The sequence below is a fragment of the Candidatus Bathyarchaeia archaeon genome (genome assembly GCA_038883335.1).
GTDB lineage: Archaea > Thermoproteota > Bathyarchaeia > Hecatellales > Hecatellaceae > JAVZMI01.
Genome location: JAVZMI010000005.1, coordinates 85,350 through 102,232, shown reverse-complemented (window position 1 = coordinate 102,232; position 16,883 = coordinate 85,350). Strand labels below are relative to the sequence as shown.

Annotated in this window: 15 protein-coding genes and 1 tRNA gene; 4 read left to right on the top strand and 12 right to left on the bottom strand. The window is 49.4% G+C overall.

What is annotated here, in order from left to right; genetic code table 11:
* From QXJ75_03960 to QXJ75_03950, 3 genes are all read right to left on the bottom strand, one after another.
* Positions 1-940: hypothetical protein (locus tag QXJ75_03960; GenBank protein ID MEM3737226.1), on the bottom strand; the 940-nt coding region annotated here is incomplete at its 3' end.
* 118 nt (positions 941-1,058) lie between these two features.
* Positions 1,059-2,057, bottom strand: a complete 999-nt coding sequence (locus QXJ75_03955) for an NrpR regulatory domain-containing protein (protein MEM3737225.1) — start codon at positions 2,055-2,057, stop codon at positions 1,059-1,061.
* A gap of 229 nt (positions 2,058-2,286) precedes the next feature.
* Entirely contained in the window at positions 2,287-2,733 is a 447-nt protein-coding gene (locus tag QXJ75_03950) for an MscL family protein (GenBank protein MEM3737224.1), read from the bottom strand.
* Between the two features lie 261 nt (positions 2,734-2,994).
* Here QXJ75_03950 and QXJ75_03945 point away from each other — a divergent pair, with 261 nt between their 5' ends.
* The gene (locus QXJ75_03945) at positions 2,995-3,144 is read left to right on the top strand and encodes a hypothetical protein (protein ID MEM3737223.1); all 150 of its coding nucleotides are present in this window, start codon (positions 2,995-2,997) and stop codon (positions 3,142-3,144) included.
* A gap of 286 nt (positions 3,145-3,430) precedes the next feature.
* Here the strand turns inward: QXJ75_03945 and QXJ75_03940 are convergent, their stop codons facing one another.
* Positions 3,431-4,486, bottom strand: coding sequence for a radical SAM protein (locus tag QXJ75_03940; protein ID MEM3737222.1), 1,056 nt, complete (start codon positions 4,484-4,486; stop codon positions 3,431-3,433).
* Between the two features lie 331 nt (positions 4,487-4,817).
* Between QXJ75_03940 and QXJ75_03935 the strand changes: the two genes are divergently transcribed.
* Complete coding sequence (locus QXJ75_03935) at positions 4,818-5,303, top strand: V4R domain-containing protein (protein ID MEM3737221.1); 486 nt, start codon at positions 4,818-4,820, stop codon at positions 5,301-5,303.
* A 293-nt stretch (positions 5,304-5,596) separates the two neighbouring features.
* On the opposite strand, the gene QXJ75_03930 is transcribed toward QXJ75_03935, so the two are convergent.
* The 6 genes from QXJ75_03930 to QXJ75_03905 all read right to left on the bottom strand — a co-directional run bounded on the left by QXJ75_03930 (position 5,597) and on the right by QXJ75_03905 (position 13,980).
* Positions 5,597-5,685, bottom strand: a tRNA-Arg gene (locus QXJ75_03930).
* 79 nt (positions 5,686-5,764) lie between these two features.
* Complete coding sequence (locus tag QXJ75_03925; GenBank protein ID MEM3737220.1) at positions 5,765-6,451, bottom strand: DUF434 domain-containing protein; 687 nt, start codon at positions 6,449-6,451, stop codon at positions 5,765-5,767.
* 20 nt (positions 6,452-6,471) lie between these two features.
* Positions 6,472-9,399, bottom strand: a complete 2,928-nt coding sequence (gene leuS, locus QXJ75_03920) for a leucine--tRNA ligase (GenBank protein MEM3737219.1) — start codon at positions 9,397-9,399, stop codon at positions 6,472-6,474.
* A gap of 1 nt (position 9,400) precedes the next feature.
* On the bottom strand, positions 9,401-12,199 hold the full coding sequence (gene alaS, locus QXJ75_03915; protein MEM3737218.1) for an alanine--tRNA ligase: 2,799 nt from the start codon (positions 12,197-12,199) through the stop codon (positions 9,401-9,403).
* The gene (locus tag QXJ75_03910; GenBank protein MEM3737217.1) at positions 12,196-13,365 is read right to left on the bottom strand and encodes a M20/M25/M40 family metallo-hydrolase; all 1,170 of its coding nucleotides are present in this window, start codon (positions 13,363-13,365) and stop codon (positions 12,196-12,198) included. The genes alaS and QXJ75_03910 overlap by 4 nt, the downstream gene beginning before the upstream one ends.
* A gap of 9 nt (positions 13,366-13,374) precedes the next feature.
* Complete coding sequence (locus QXJ75_03905; protein MEM3737216.1) at positions 13,375-13,980, bottom strand: proteasome subunit beta; 606 nt, start codon at positions 13,978-13,980, stop codon at positions 13,375-13,377.
* Positions 13,981-14,071: 91 nt separating this feature from the next.
* Between QXJ75_03905 and QXJ75_03900 the strand changes: the two genes are divergently transcribed.
* Positions 14,072-14,359 (top strand): RNA repair domain-containing protein, encoded by a 288-nt coding sequence (locus tag QXJ75_03900; protein MEM3737215.1) that lies wholly within the window; start codon positions 14,072-14,074, stop codon positions 14,357-14,359.
* Positions 14,360-14,407: 48 nt separating this feature from the next.
* Complete coding sequence (locus QXJ75_03895; protein ID MEM3737214.1) at positions 14,408-14,704, top strand: ubiquitin-like small modifier protein 1; 297 nt, start codon at positions 14,408-14,410, stop codon at positions 14,702-14,704.
* A 170-nt stretch (positions 14,705-14,874) separates the two neighbouring features.
* Here QXJ75_03895 and QXJ75_03890 read toward each other — a convergent pair whose 3' ends face one another.
* Together QXJ75_03890 and lsrF are read right to left on the bottom strand one after the other, a co-directional pair.
* Positions 14,875-15,903 carry a zinc-dependent dehydrogenase gene (locus QXJ75_03890; protein MEM3737213.1) on the bottom strand — a complete coding sequence of 343 codons (1,029 nt, stop codon included), beginning with the start codon at positions 15,901-15,903 and terminating at the stop codon, positions 14,875-14,877.
* Between the two features lie 84 nt (positions 15,904-15,987).
* Positions 15,988-16,791 carry a 3-hydroxy-5-phosphonooxypentane-2,4-dione thiolase gene (gene lsrF / locus QXJ75_03885; GenBank protein ID MEM3737212.1) on the bottom strand — a complete coding sequence of 268 codons (804 nt, stop codon included), beginning with the start codon at positions 16,789-16,791 and terminating at the stop codon, positions 15,988-15,990.
* Positions 16,792-16,883 lie beyond the last annotated feature (92 nt).

The window sequence follows — 16,883 nt, the reverse complement described above, 5'->3', positions numbered from 1 at the left end:
CTCTAACCATAAAATCCAAGGGTTCAACTATTAACCTCACCCCAATCGCTTGGAGGTGAGCTGGCATATGAGAGAACCTGTAAAACTCAGCCATATTGCGCACCCTGAGTGTCACCTCAGCGGAAGCCCCCTCCCGCTTCACTAAGCTCTCCTGCTCATCTTTAAACTCTTCAAGTCTTTTCCTCAAGTGAGGATTATCTTTTAGAATGCTGAGGTAACTCCTCCTTATGGGGTTATGGTAAAAGTCGGCAACTTCACATAGAAACTGGACGAAGCAATTTAGATCATCGGGCCTCGGCCTAATGGATGCTAATATAGTTCTCATCAACAACTCAAATCCCTGTGTAGTAAATTCTCTGAACACGCTCAAATATTCTGGAACAGTCTGCCTCTCATGCCTCCACTTATTGCTCAAGAACTCAAGAAGTGACAAGGCTGCAGTTTGACTATCAATGTCTTCAATGTTATGGCCTGCCTTAGCATACTCTAAGAGAAGTTCGTATACAGCCTCACTCCTCTGACCCAGACTTGAGCCTATAGTTAAAAGGGCGAAGGCTAGACTGTCATCTCTATATTCCACCTTCGTCAGGATTGACCGAGTCTGTTCGAAGTTCCTGAATTCTGGGAACGCCATGAGCGCTACGACACCTTTGGCTGTCAGATAATATCCACTTTTACTGGTTTGCATAGCCTTCTTACATAACAGGCCTTTGGCCTCTAACACTCCCACGCTCTTGGCGACTGCTAAATTTGAAAATTGATATGACTTAACAATCTGGCGCCTTGTGACTTTGCCTTCTCCAACTGCGAGGAGAACTAGTAAATTTCTTTCAAACGCCCTCTTCGAAGTTGCTGACCCGTTCCTAAAATTGAGGCTTGGAAATAGTGTAAGAATGCTTTGATCAGCATCTTCGACGCTGCCGCTTGAAACTCCTGCCACCCCAGAGATTTCTCCCGTAAGTTACATTAAACCCACTATAGCTTAATGGAATTTATATCTTCGCCCATCAAAACAAGGGAGACGTTCAGTGTGAGCTGTGAAAAGCGGAGGGTTGAGACTAGATCTCATCAATATGGGTCATCTCCTCAAACGGCATCAAATCTTCAATGACCTTAGTTTGAATTGGAATGCCGCTCTCACTTACTGCAGCTAGAGGGTTAGTTCCACCTATAAGTGCTATGCCAACTCGACCGATGCCAACCGGGACGCCGAAGATGGATTCGTTGGGTTCGCCTATCTTTAGCACGCCTCCAATCCCAAGTCTTTCCGCTTTTTGCAGTATCATCTTAGCATTATCCACAGCGTCCATAGGGATCTCGCGTAGGTTAGTCAGAATCTGGCCGTTCCCCGTCTCTATCGCCTTCATAACTGAACTCAAGCCCTTCGTCGCGAATAGGTCTAGAGGGTCGAGTGTTGTGCCTGTGTATTTTATCGCGTCTGTAAACCTCAACGGCTTCCCATTCACAACTTGGAGTACACCTCCAAACTCTAAGGTTATGGGGATCCCAGCCTTGTGCAGTATGCCATCTTGAGTTATGCTACAGAGGGTGAAGATCATCTTCTTGCCTTGAGGTACGGTGTTACCCCCAAAACTCTCTCCCCCGTCGAGGATCCTGATCTTTGAAGACACCGTGTAACCCGCCTTGATAACTCTCTTAATAATCACGATAGCTTCTTTGAAGTTCTCATCGTCAACAAGTGCTAGATTGACTATCACATTTCCTTTCCCACTCTCAATATCAAAATCCATCCTGTAGATTAGAGACTCTATCTTTGCTATGACGAACCCCATCCGACTTATCATCAGAGCGTTTCTTATCTCCTCTAACCCCTTAGCTGTTATCACACGCCCCTCATAGCCAAAGTTCTCTGTAAGGCCTCTTTCATCCAATATCTTCAGATGATACCTCACCGTCCGCTCGTCAAGTCTGAACCCTCTCCTCATGAGTTCATTAGCCACAAGACGGGCGCCCACAGGCTCTCTGTGTTCGCTGAGCACCTTCAAGATCTCTATAAGCTTTCTCTCAGAGTATTCGCCCACCATCTTCACCCGCACTGGTTCTGAGAAGATCTTCGCATAAATTAGCCTTACGTAACTTCAAGGATGATGCACCCAGATTGAGGCACAGTACCAATGAGACCACTGCAACAGAAAGATGAAAGCAGCAGCGGTTTGGATGATTCTTTCATCTGAGGCTTAAACTGAAAGCCTCCCAAATGACATATTAATGCGTATGGTGGGAGGAATGCCGGGTTTATGTATCTGCCAAATTAGGTTAAGGGAACTACTTTATTCCCATTTTCCGCGCGTATCTGGCTATCAAGAAGACTACGAACGCAACTATTATGAAGTCAATTAATACGCCTACAAAGTCACCTATGGCGAGGTTTATTCCATTCCCAACCGGTATACTGACCACAGCCTTCCTCCAATCACCACTAGGCAGGAAGGCGCCTGGAATAGGCATTATGATATCTGTTACGAGCGCAGAGACGACTTTACCTACATATAAACCAATAACGAAGCCGACAGCCAGACCTAGAACCCCATATTTGCCTATAAAGTCCACAAACTCAGCCAATAGACCTTTGGGTGGTGGAGGCGGCGGGGGTGCTGGTTTGGGGGTTACAGCTTCTCGAATCTTCCTCAGCTCATCCAGAATCTCCTGCTCTAATGACATCACACATCGGCTATAATATGCCTGATCCCTCTGTATAAAACTTTGGAACATAAAGTATGCACCCGTATATTACACCTCACATTAAGCCCTTCTCTCAAGCGTCATCTTGTTAATTGAGGTCAAAATTAGTTTGTATATCTCCATTACACAGAGGGCTGAGCTGAAATATTAAGGGCGTTAAACCATTGAATGAACTTAAAATTTTGCGTTAATCAAAAAATGCAGTGGTTGCCTCAGCTTCGGCAATTATACTTATAACCGTTATTTTCACATAAAATATAGAAGAATATTATGTTCTTTGGGGGTAGGTAGATGGAGGAAAAGAAAGAAAAGGCGGAGGAAGTTGCCGAGAAGACAGGTGAGATAGTCGGGAAGGGGATTAAAAAAGGACTTGAATTCGCTAAGGCGTTCGGGAAAGGTGTAAAAGGGGCGGTCACAGAGAAAGATGAGAAGAAAAAATAGTTAAGCATCCGGCAGTCCACTCGGTTCTCTGATTAAAACTCAGCGGTATGGTGCGATTCACGGATTTGATTCAGCATTTATTGATTAAGGACGACATCTACTTTTATTTACTCAAAAGCTAATGACTCTGCGTGCATTATCCATGCAACTAAGCTAAAGCGTAACTAAATGGCAAGTCGCACTAAACACTGCCAGGACCCTCAGCAATTATCCTGTGGTGGCAAACTGCATCTACAGCCCTCGCTATCGTAATAGTGTTTTAGCTGGCGAATGTTAGGCTCAGGGTTTAATTTTTCGAGTATTGAAGCCAGCACCCTGGATCGGAGGCTAGCATATTGCCCGTACATTCATATGCTCTCCCTCTACATCCCGCGCAAATATCACGGTTTGCACATTCCCCGCATTCTCCTTTCAACAGATCTCTTGAGCGGAGCATAGTCAAGATTGGAGACCTCTCCCAGATATCCACAATATTTCCTTTTCTCACATTTCCAATCTTAACCTGAAGGAGCATACAGGGAATCACATCTCCATTTGGGAGAATGGTTACATACCCCTCTGGCATCCCAGCGGCACAGCCGCGATTATAGTATGGTATTCTGTGTAGGAGATTGTTTGGGAAATGCCTCGGCTGAATCTTCTTCTCCTTTAGAATTAGAGGGTACATGGGGCACGCTGGTACCCTTATTATGATAGGACACTCGGCTTGCGCTTCAGCCAGCCACTCCATAACTTTTTCCCTTTCACCCACGCTCAGCACTTCCTCGGCGCATTCGCGTTTCACTCTACTCACCTGCACCAGATCGAAGAACTCAGCGGCATTCGCTCCACTTTCAACTGCTAATTGGAGTATTTGAGGAAGCTCCGTGATCGTCCGTCTCCTGATGACCGTGTTAAGCTGAAAAGGCAGCCCGGCATCCTTGCAAGCTCTGATTCCTTCTATAGCCTTGGCGTAGGCGCCCTCTTCACCTCTGAATCCGTCGTGCGTTTCAGCTTGAGCCCCATCCACCGAGATAGCTACAGCTTGCACCCCAGCCTCACGCATCTTCGTTGCCACTGACCCGTCGATGAGGGTTCCATTGCTCCCTACAACTACCCTTAAACCTTTTGCTGAAGCATGGCGTGCAAGTTGGTAGAAGTCGTCTCTGCAAAGGGGCTCTCCACCATCAATAATCAGAAGCTTTGCTCCCCAATTTGCGATGTGATCAAGCAGTCTTTTAGCCTCATCTGTTGTTAATTCGTCGGGCGCACTTTCCTCAGCTGCTTCGCTGTAGCAGTGCTTGCATTTTAGATTACACTTCTTAGTTATGGCGTAAGAAACTAGATAGGGCGGGGCAACCATCAAAATCCCACCATTGCAGTAATGAGTCCAAACCTATAAATTAAAACGTTCCGAAATTGCGAAGGGGAATCATTTCGACTTAATTTTTAAAAAAACATCTGAGCATGGCGAAAACTGAGAGAACAGTCTGCATAATGCTTAAAAATTCTTATAAACACGTTCGACCGAACCATAATCGGTGTCCTCGTCGGCTTCCGTAGGAAGACCAGCCGCAACTCTACATAAACAGTGAAGTACATGAAAAGTATGATTATATGCAGCTGGAAGATGCCGTCTGGGCTTGGGATTTTAAGAGAACCATGCGCTCTTATCCATACCAATGTGTGGGGGTATGATAGTGGAGGATGAGCTTAGAGAGGAGACTGAGAGTTGTTTCAAGCTCTTGAGAAACGGTGAAGCTGTAATCTTCCGCGTAGTCACATTCACGGACCTCAAGAAGACTTTGGAGGGGCGTTTCGCTTCAGGCGCCTTTATAGTCCTATACGATGCTGGGCGAGGCTGCGGTAGGCGCAGTAGTCAACGCCTCATGCAGATATACCCTGACAGGGAGGAGCTGCTCAAAGCCATAGCCCAAAATAAACGGAGCGAAGGATGGGGAAACATACGATTCCAACTCGACATGGAAAATGGGACAGGAAAAGTGGTTTTGGTTGAAAGTTTTGAAGCGAAAGAGTATGGGCCCTCCCAGCAACCAGTATGCTGGTTTTTTAGAGGCTATTTGGAGGGGGCGCTAAGCCAAGCCTTCAACAAGCCTCTAAAAGCAACAGAGACCGCCTGCATAGCCAGAGGAGACAAACAATGCGTCTTCCAGATATAACCAGAACCTCAAAGGGGAGAAGGGAAGTAGGTGAACGTGAAGAGGATGCGCCCCCATATTCTGCGATTTAGACACCTCTTCACCACGGCCTCCACCAAAGGGGCTGCTTCGTCCATCCTAAACTTATCTTCTCACAACCTACTAAAGGCCTGCGAACCGTTGCCATCTATCCTACTCTCACACAAACAGACAGGTAACCGCAACCCTTATTATTTCATTTACATATGCCGAGAATAGTTATCTAAGCCGGATTCAAACTCGCATGATTTTCAATAAACAGCTAGGGAAATTTTTGGCGGGCCCGAGGGGATTTGAACCCCTGACCTACAACTCTCCCCAAGTTTAGGAGGCTGCCGCGCTATCCTGACTGCGCCACGGGCCCAGCCATTCAAGAGATTACCTCATCTTTAGAAGTTTCGGTTTCAAACTTTCAGAGACAGCATATCACTCCACCGATGCATCTATGAAAGTTGCGTAAATCTCTCCAAACGTTGAAGTTGCTCGATCTTAAAGACTAGTTTGCCCAGTCTCTTATGGCGGATAAGCTCTTGCGCCAAGTCCACCGCGTACGCCGCCTTGTCGATAACTATAGCATCGCTACTCGCAACTATTTTCGCATACTCTAAGGTGCAACTGTCAGCCTGCTTCACTGCTGAAGCTACTCCCTCAACCCCCGCCTCCGCTAGAAGCCTCCTAGTCAGAGCTGCAACATCACCGCTCCTGCTTATCTGGGCGTCAAAGAAGAAACCAACCTCACCAACCTCTGAACTCTTGATGATAGAGGCAATCATGCGTAAGGCATCCTCAGTGATAACCTTCATCTCATACCCACCATGCACAGCAGACAGGTCCCTTATGAAACCGTCGTCGCAGATTATCAAGGGTTTGGATTCCAGTAAGCTCTCCACAGTTATTAGCGTGTTATATCCGTCCACCGCGATCCGCTTCCCCTTCGCTTCTCTGAGAGGAATAAGCTTCGTCCTGCGCGCCCTAGCCTCCTCGAGGCTGTGGACGCATCGATAAAGCAGGAGTCTCTCCAGTCTGCTTAACAGATATTTATCTCCTACAAGCCTTAAAGAGGTCTCTCTCTTATATCCTCGGTTCAGGAGGTACCTGTAATCTTCTATAGCTCGGAGGAGCCTCCCCATGAGCAGGTCTCCGCATCAGCCTATTCCACGTAGATTCCTGGGCGATGTGGCTCTGCTAGAAAGGATCGCCCCTGCGGGTCAAACTTGGCAGGGTCATCTTCACGGTATATCTCGATACTAGCGTTGAATTCACTCTCCAGAAAGCCCTGAGCCTCTTTCAAATATGCTGTCTCGTCGAGTAACCCCGCTGCCATCGCCTTCTCCAACCGGTCTCTAGGCGCCCTTGAGACAACTTCGAAGGTTCTCTTCAAGAATTTAACCGCCGATTCTGCCCCTACAGCAGCTTTGTATGAAGCTGTTACCTCCCTTATTAGTTGGGGGAGGGAGGCTTCGTTCTTGAGTGTAGCTTCTAACACCCTTAGGTAGACTCTCCACTTCCAATCCGATGCGGTATAATAACATATCCTCCTAGGACTTATGTTGGTGGCTTTGAGTATGCTTTTTGTGTCCTCCACCACCGAGATGATGATGCTCTCCAACTCCTCTGCTCTGAGGTCGATCTTCTCCACGCTTGGAGAGGGCCAATTGGCTAACGCCACGAAACCTTCCTTTCCAAGGAGGCTCCACACCTCCTCGGCGAGGTGAGGTATGAATGGAGCTAAGAGCCTGATCTGAATGTCGAGGGTCTCCCTTAACACTCCCGCTGTAACCCTCCTCCTCTCCGGGCTCTCAACTTGGCTTCGCCTAAGATACCATTGAACATCCTGATCCAGAAGGTAGAGGGCGATCTGGCATGCTTTCATAACCTCAAGTTTCTCCATGGTTTCGGTGACTGCTTGGATATGCCTCTGGACACGACTTATCAGCCACCGGTCGCACCAAGTCAGGTTCCGCTCTTCCTCAGCTGAAGGTCTTTCAAGACTGGCGACCTTAACGGCGTGGTTATAGAGGCGCTCTAATCGGTCACTCATCGATCTTGCGAGGTTGGCGCTGAAGTCGGCGTCTTGAAGAAGCCCAGCGGTAGCCAGCAGGGAGATCCTGAGCGGGTCAGCGCCATAGATGGCAATGGCCTCGCGGAGTGGGATTATGTTCCCCAGACTCTTTGACATCTTCTGCCCTTCCATCAGGACGCTGCCATTGACCACTATCTGCCTAGGCCAGAGAGCCTCTGGAAATATGGCTACATGGTTAAAGATGAAGTAAGTCAGATGGTTAGTAACTAAATCGCGGCCTGAATGCCTAGCGTCTAGAGGGTAGAAGTATGTGAACTCACGCCGCATCTCTTTTAGGAGGTTTACGTTTAGGTTGGAAGACTTACTCACAGCCGAGACGTCGCCCTCGCCGAAGAACACGTAATCGAATACAGCGTCTGTTAGCTGATCGGCTGAGATGTGTTCTCGGTTAATGTACTTCGCCAATAAGTAATATGCCATGTAGATCGTGCTGTCCGAAAGTGACTCAATTATCCAACTAGGATCCCAAGGTAGCCGTGTCCCCAAGCCGGATCTTCTAGCGCATGCCTTCTCTTTCAGCCATTCAATTACGTACGTGAACTCACGCCGCATCTCATCTGGAAGAATGCTCATCTTACTTAAACACTCACGCGCTCGCCTCTTCCATTCAGCGTTCCCATAATCGATAAACCATTGATTCTCAAATATCTTGACCACACACTCTGTCCCACACCGGCAGAGGATAGGTCTATTGGCCAGCTCATACATAGTCCCAGCCGCGCCTGCTTGTATCAGATCTCTCTTAACAGCCTCTTTCGCCTCAGCTACCGACAACCCAGCGTAACAGCCCGTGTTAGCCTTCATCCTTCCACTATGGAATTCATGCCTGTAGACCACTCGGGTAGCCTCTTCGAGGCGTGTGTCAGTCTGATCTTTTATCTTAAACTCTCTGACCACATCCGCGGCTGGGCTCTCAGAGTAACCTGGCAGTTCGATAATGGATATGGGTTCAAGTTTCCCTAAATCCTCCTTCCCCAAACCGTATGGGGCCAAGACTTCTGGGCTCCGCCTCACCTCTTCAAGGGCTACACAATCGTATGGGGCGTGGGCTGGGACTGACATCACCACGCCGGTAACCACGGCTGGATTTACAAAGCGGGCTGGGAGTATGGGGACTTTTTTACCGGTAGCTGGGTTTGATACGTATTTTCCTATGAGGAATTTTCCAGGAAACCTCCTCTTCACTTCCACCTTATGTGCAAGGAGTCGCAGCTTCTCTACGGATTCGGCGCTGATTATCTGGTTCTCTCCATCAACATTCGCTTCAACGTATTCGGCGCCAGGATTAACCCAGATGTTCGTGACTCCAAAGATTGTCTCCGGCCTCAGAGTTCCTGTGGGAAGGATGAAGTTTTCGTTCTTAAATTTGATGAGGGTAAATTCCTCTATCTCAGGCTCTACGTCGCCTCTTGTGTCATGTTGCCCAACGGGGTGGCCGCAACTGGGGCACCACCCAACCGCATGGCTCCCCTGGGATATAAAGCCTCGCTCACGTAGTTTGCGGAATTGCCATTCAATGAAGCGACTATATTGGGGGTCTATAGTGGTAAATTCGCGGCGAAAGTCTATTGAGTAGCCCATCTTCTTCATGCCCTCTCTTATCTCTTCATGGAAGTAGGTAGCGATCTTCAGTGGATCCTTGAATTCTTCGAGGAGTTGAGGGGGCACTTTGTATATCTCTCTGAAAGTGGTGATCAGCTCCTCGTCCCCTGCGGCGAGACGCTTAGCCATCGCTAGGATGGGGGTTCCAGTATAGTGGAAACCCATCGGAAGCAAGGTGTTATAGCCTCTCATCCGGCGGTATCTGGCATGGACATCAGCAAGCGTATAGGTTCGGCCGTGGCCTATGTGCTGTGGACTGTTAGGGTAGGGGTAAGCCACTGTGAGGAAGAACTTCAGCCTAGACGGATTCGAGTCTGGATCAGCCTCGAAGACTTTAGCCTCAGCCCACCTCTTCTGCCACTTCTCTTCAATCTCCTTCCAAACCAGCGGCAACTTAACCTCGCCTCAGCTGCCTTCCTACAACAACTTCAACAGCCTCAAGGGCTTCATTCACCTTATCTAACCTCGGACCTCCACCCTGGCCTAGGTGCAGTTGACCACCGCCGCCACCACCCAGCATCACGGACAATTCAGCCGTAACCTTCCCAGCGTTGACGCCGACTTCTACAGCCTTCGCCCCAGCCATAACTACAATCCTAGCCGAGTTTGTAGTGATACCGATATATACGACCACAAGGTCTGCTTCTGCCTTCACGAGTTCGCTCCAAGTTTTTATTACACTATCCAAGTCAGCATTCTCGGCCGCCATTTTCATCACCCTTACACCGTTGACTCTTCTTGCTTTCTTGAGTAGCTCGGAAGCCTCATAGGAGGCAGTTCTCTCTCTCAGTCTCTCAACCTCCTTCCTTAGAGCCTTCAGCTCCGACAGCAAGTCTTCAACGGCCTTCTCAGAATGTTCTACGGGAACGCCGAGGGTCTCAGCCACATGTCTTATCTTATTCTCGCTCTGTTGGATGTGGTGAATCGCAGATTGTCCGGCTGCGAATAAAATTCTCTCCACTCCGTCTTGTATCCTTTCGCTCTTCAAGATTTTTATGAGACCCACCTCCCCAGTTGATTTACAATGTGTCCCCCCGCAGGCTTCTACATCCCAGTCGCCTATCTTCACAACCCTGATCTTCGCTCCGGGAACTACACCGCCCTGGTAGAGTCTGAAGCCGAATTTAGCCTCAGCATCTTCTCTAGCCATCCACATGGTCTCCACGGAGGTGTTGGCCATAACCGCTTCGTTAGCTAGCCACTCAAGTTTATGGATCTGTTCGAGGTTAAGCTTCTCGTAGTGAGCTATGTCTAGCCTCGACCTCACAACATCTTTTTGCGCCCCTGACTGCCATACGTGATCACCCAACAACCGCACCGCAGCTCCCATTATAAGGTGGGTCGCAGTGTGCTGCCTCATGAGAGGTAGTCTCCTCGCCCTGTCAACTATCCCCATGACTTCGCCCCCCTCACTTGGCATCTCCCCCTCGAGGGCGTGGAAGATTACATCTTGAATCTTCTGTGTGTCCACGACCTTAGCCTCTCCACCTTTGAATCTGATGATGCCCAGGTCTGGTGGCTGGCCTCCACCCTCAGGGTAAAAGGCAGTTTGGTCGAGAACCAAATATTTCCCATCCACAATACGCAGCACCTTCGCCTTGAACTCGAAAATGTGAGAGTCCTCATAGTATAGTAGCCTAGTTGGAGGCAATTTCCCCGCTAACTCCCTATACTTGGCAACCCAACCCGCAGTTTCCTCCGCCGTAGACTTGGCGGAACCTTCGTGAAGTTTGGCTATGCGGCTGAAGAAGTCAGCTGGTACCTCAACCTCCACCCCTAGGCTCTTAGCTGTCTGCTGGACAAAGTCGGGGGTTAGTCCGTGGGAGTCGTAGAGTTTCAGCAGCTCTCCTTCAGCTATAGTGGGCTTAGCTTTCGCCTTAGCCTCCCCAACCAGCCTTGAGACGATTTCCCTACCCCTAGCTAAGGTTGCCGCGTATCTCTTCTCTTCTAGATCAACCATTCTCAGAATTATCTCTACCTTCCTCTTATACTCTGGAAAGGCTGTAACAAGCTCTTTCAGCTGGATACTCAAGACCTCACTTAGAGGCATGGCAAGTCTTAACTCCTCCAAGTTTCGCAGGGTTCGCCTTATTAGTAGACGCGCAAGGTAACCAGCCTCAGCGTTTGATGGAACTACACCATCACCCAACATGAAAGTGAGGGTTCGCGTAAAGTCTGCTACAGCATATATAAGCTCCATAGGCTTCATCAGAGCCTCCAGCTCCGCCGGCGTAACTCTAACTCTCTCCGCAACCTTAGCTCTGAGGAGGGCTAACCCGCCAGGGCTCCTGATATCGACTAAGCCGGCCTGCCGAGAAGCCTCTAGGAAGATTGTCTCATCCTCTATTTTATATCCAGTAAGTCTGCAGAGTTCTTGGACTACTGGAGCGAAGGCTGTGTCGTAGATTGTGGGTTTCCCTTGGCTGAGCCACGCTATCCGTTCGAGACCGTAGCCTGTGTCGACGGTAAGGTTCTCTATGGGCTTCAGCTTGTCATCCTCAGTCTTATAATGCATATAGACCAGTGTGGCGAGTTCGATACCGTCGACTGTGACCTCGAAGTCTTCCCCTGCATTTCCACCACCTACCCACATCTCCTCAATGAACCGTATTCTTTCTGGCTTGATTCCAAGTTCACTGGTGAGGAATTCGAAGCAGTAGGCAGCCGTTTCATCCGTCCAATAGACCATCTCGCTTGGAGTGTTGAATGCATGATGCGCCATCATCTCGAAGCTGGTGAGATGTCTTCCGGATCTTCCCACGAGATCCATGTCTGTTAATCGCACACATGGTTGGGAAATGACTAGTGGGTTGGCTGGTGGAGGTACTAGTCCACTGGTAACCCACGGCTGGAAATCGTAGATTGAAGCACCAACGAAGAATACGTCATCTCGCCACCTTGCCACCACCGGATATCTACCAACCCTTCTATGGCCCCTCCTCTCGAAGAAGGAGAGGAACTTCTCTCTAACCTCCGCTACACTGTAGCTGGCCTTAGTGGACGGGCGGCCTAGGAATGCATATTCTTGGCAGGGCTGGTCTCCGCAGTAGACACTCTCCCTATCGAGAGTCCAGAAGTTTCTACCGCATGAAGCACACTGCTTCCTCACGAAGCCTTTCTCATCGAAGAGCTTTACATGGTAGATCGAAGACTTGTCTAAGCCTTCCATCATGCCTCCGACCTTAGTCTTCAATCGCTCTCAGCCCAACTATTAAGGTATATCGCTGCTGATGCGGCATAAATTTTAGCCGCCTCCACAACTGAAGGCAAATCAACATACTCGTTGGGAGCATGTGCTCCACCACCTTTAGGTCCTATTGAGACTGTGGGAATCCTACCTCTAACCACCAGATAATTCTCATCGCCAACGGAGAGCTCTATGCGCCTGCGAGGTTTGAAACCGCTGACTATTTGGCATGCCCGCTCAACAATATTCGATATCAGGCTCCTGCGGCTCAGAACGTAAGGTTCCATAAACGGAGTTTTACGCGTCATCAACCGCACTCTGAACTTAGCATCCGAGTCGAGGTCAGCTATCAGCTTCTCGATCTGCTTCAATGCAGTCTCCTTAGTCTCCCCGGGCACGAGAAGCCTATCAACCAGTATGCGGCAGAAGTCCGGAATAGAGAGAAACTCGGTCCCTCCGCTAACTGATAAAATGGATACGGCCCCCTTCACGCCCCTAAACCTTTTCAGGGGTAGACGCTTGAGGTGGGTTATGAACCTAGCAGCTTCATCCACCGCGTTTACACCCTCCTCAGCAAGGGCGCCGTGGCTGGATGTGCCTTTAACGGAGACCTCATAAACCGCTCGACCCCCCCTCCCCTCCACCAGATCGAGCTGAGTAGGCTCCGCGGAGATGGCGGCATGGATGCCTCTTAACTTCCCTTTCTGAATCAGAGCATCACACCCCCTAGAATAAAGCTCCTCGTCGCTCCCAAAGGCTACTAGGAGTGAGCCCCTCAATTTCACCCTCCGCAGCTTATTAGCCGCCGCCAATATTGCGGCTATCCCACCCTTCATATCAGAGGCACCCAAGCCATAGAGGCGGCTACCCTTCAGGGTAGGTTTGAATGGGGGATAGGCCCAGCCTGAGACAGGCTCTATAGTATCCATATGACCGTAGAGAAGGAGGCAGGCACCCTTCTCACCGCGGCTAAGACTAGCTAGGATGTCTGGGCCACATTCAGGTGTATCAATCTTCTCCACATTGAAGCCTAACCCAGAGAGATAGTTGGCTAGCCAGTCTGCTATGTCATGCTCGTTACCACTCACACTTGGGATAGAGATAAGCTCCTCCAAAATTGGCTTTACATCTCTCAGGGTGATACTTGGTGAACTTTGTGAGAGGAGCTTCAAGAGTGCATTTCACTTGAAGCTTATGGTCTCTTCGACAATCCCGTTGGGCGTTATTATCATGAAGTCAGCACCGTCACCGCTCTGGATGTCTCTAGCTACAGCCGCTTTTATGCTTCTAAGCGCCAGCTCCTTCGCCTCTTCTTGAGTCATGTCCTCTTTATAGCTGGATTCTATTATGCCTGTAGCTATCTCTGCACCGGAGCCGACGCATGAGAACTTGTCCTTTATCAGCGACCCAAGAGGGTCCAAGACATATATTGCTGGCCCCTCCTCATCGACACCCCCAATTATGGTCTGTGTGAGCAGGGGGAAGAGCCTCCTCTCGAAGAGGATGTTGGCCATCAGCTTTGCCACCGCGATTACAGAGGACGGCCGTGCGCTGTCTAGGCTGTGAAGCATGGAGAGGGAGGCAACATACCTTGCCAGTATTTGCATATCCGCGACTAAACCGGCGCATGCAGCGCCAACTCTATCGGTGAGCTTAAAAACCTTCTTACCCGCCTTACTAAGGACGAGGTATCCATACGCGACTCTCTTCTCCGAGGCTAGGATTACCCCGTCTTTAAAAGTTATACCAAGAGTTGTAGCCCCGGGCAGGAATGGGATATGAGCCATTATTAAGCCTCCTGTTTATTGGGATAAATACAGGCTATTATAAATCGTTATCGCAGGTGAATAGGGGACAAGACCTAAAGGGTTAAGAGAGATATTAGGGAAGATCTTCTGGAGTGGCAGTATGCCGGTTGAAGATTTCACAGTCACATTCATCCATAGAGGTGCAGTCAGCGACAAAAAGACCATTCCCTTCTCATCAATTCTCAAGATAAGCCGAGCTTGCTTCACCTACAGGTCAAACGGCGAGGAGATACTGATACCCCTCCATAGAGTCTTAGAAGTTAAGAATACCAAGACGGGTGTATCCCTGTGGAGGAAACCAAGCCGAGTTAACACATGCTCGGCTACGCGCGATAGGAAAGTACGCAGAACATTTTAATAATATATGTATTCTTCAAAATAACCCCAGCAGGAGGTTAATTTAGGCGTGTTAGAGTGTGGAGTGAAGATTAAGGTAAGATTCTTCACCACTCTAAGGGAGATTGTGGGAAAGAAAGAGGAGGAACTTATACTCCAACCAAATGCCACTCTAGAAGATGTCTTTAATAGCCTCTCAAGAAAATATGGCTCCAGATTTACTGATTACACTTTAGATGAAGGGGCGATCAAGCCTTTTCTCCAAGTGCTAATAAACGGTCGCAATGCAAACCTTCTCGATGGGATGGCTACCCACCTGAATGAAGGAGATACAATAGCCATCATCCCCCCCGTGGGGGGAGGCTGAACCGTGACTCAGAGAAAAACCGCAGGCGAAGGATGCAGGTTTGGTTAGCGTACATACGCTAACACCTAAAACGATTCTAAGGCGAAGTTGAACTTGTCATCGGCACAAATTCAGGTTAAAATCGAGATTGTGCACCGTACTTTAGATTATCATCTAACAAACAAGTCTGGCTACCTCTGGGGTTCGATGATAACCTTGATTGAGTTCTTAGCCTCCGCGACTAGCCTGAAGCCCAGCCCTGTCTCAGCTAACCCAAACCTATGAGTTATCATCTCCCTAACCCGTACTCTCCGCCTTCGAATTAACTCCAGCGCAACCACATGATCGGCTGGGCTACCTGCATAAGAGCTTGTGAGTGTTATCTCGTTACGCCAGAAAAGGTCGTTCACGGAGAGTGGAATCGTGACACCTTGCTCTGTCGGCGCAAATAAGAGGACAGTACCTCCCCGCTCTACCGAGTTGAATGCTTGCGTAAAAGCTGATGCTGCGCTAGTGGAGACTATCACCCTATCTGCAAGCCTCCCACTATTGAGCTGACGGAGGAGTGCAGGGATGTCTTCTTTCGCATGGATCACGGCGTCAGCCCCAAACCGTCGTGCCGCATCTAACCTATACTCACTTACATCTGTTGCCACCACAAGCCCCGCTCCAAGCGCGCGGGCTAGCTGAATGTGAAGCAGACCTGAGATGCCACTACCAATTACAAGAACACTACTTCCTGGTTCTACATGCGCCAGCCTCTGCCCCCGCAGGACACACGCCAACGGCTCAGTGAATGCTGCCTCCTCGAAGGATACATCATCGGGTAATGGGTATACCCCATATCTTACGTTGACCGCTGGCAGCCGAATGTACTCGGCGAAGCCGCCTGGGTCAAAGTTCGTGCTACGAAGCGTCTCACAAACCGTATGGTGGCCGCTCAAGCAATAATGGCAGGTGTTGCAGGGCACGTGGTGAGAAGCAGTTACCCGGTCACCCACTTTATAGAGGGTTACCCCCTCCCCCACCTCGGCGACTACACCAGCAATCTCATGGCCTAGGACGATTGGTGCCTTCTTTTTGCGGTACCATTCCATGACATCGGAGCCGCATATGCCACTTGCCTCCACCCGCACCAAGAGTTCACCGGGACCTATAGTTGGCGTTGGAGACTCCTCCAACCGTACATCCCGGTTGCTATAATACGTTGCTACCCGCACTGCAACCACTACCGCCAATGCCTTTCGTCTGATGTATGCTACTGTGGCTTTTTCTTGTATTAATTTGATCTGGAGGGCTGGCGTTCATGGCTGCCTTTTGTCTTGCTTTATCTCGTTAAATATATGGTAAGCCTCTTCCACGGTAGCCTTCTCGTGAATGATGGCGCGGAGAGCCCTGATCATTGCCACGGGGTAGTCAGACTGCCAAATGTTCCTCCCCATATCCACACCTACAGCCCCCTCTTGGAGGGCGTTGTAGGTGAGTTTCAACACGTCAAGTTCTGTTGCTAGTTTAGGTCCTCCGGCAACAACCAAGGGTACTGGGCATCCTTTCGCGACTTTCTCGAATCCTTCACAGTAGTAGGTCTTCACCATACGGGCACCTAGCTCCGCCGCGATGCGGCAACTTAGGGCGAGATAGCGTGCATCACGCTTCTCTAACTCTTTACCTACAGCGGTAACCGCGATGACAGGTATACCGTATTCTTCACCTTCATCTACAAGCTTTGACAGGCTGAGCAGGGTCTGCTTTTCATGTTCTGTGCCAACGAAGATGGATAGTGCAACTGCAGCCGCATTGAGGCGAACTGCCTCCTTCATAGAGGTGGTGATTCCTTCATTGGAGAGTGGCCCCCCTACAATGCTTGTACCGCCTGATACTCTAAGGACGACCGGTATGTTGGCAGTAGCCTTTACAGAGGAGCGTAGTATTCCTCTTGTAAGCATAATGGCATCTGTATACGGGATCAATGGCTCGATGGTCTTACTGGGCTCTTCAAGTCGTGTGGTCGGTCCGAGGAAATATCCATGGTCGACTGCCAACATTAGGGTGCGGCCAGTTTCTGGTCTTATTATCCTTGCCAAACGATTCTCCATTCCCCAGTCCATTGCTACAAACCTCCACTCTATATCTGCTCTTGTATCCTGAAATAAATACCTTGGTTCCCAGAGTAATCCTTTAAACAGTGGATCTGTTTACC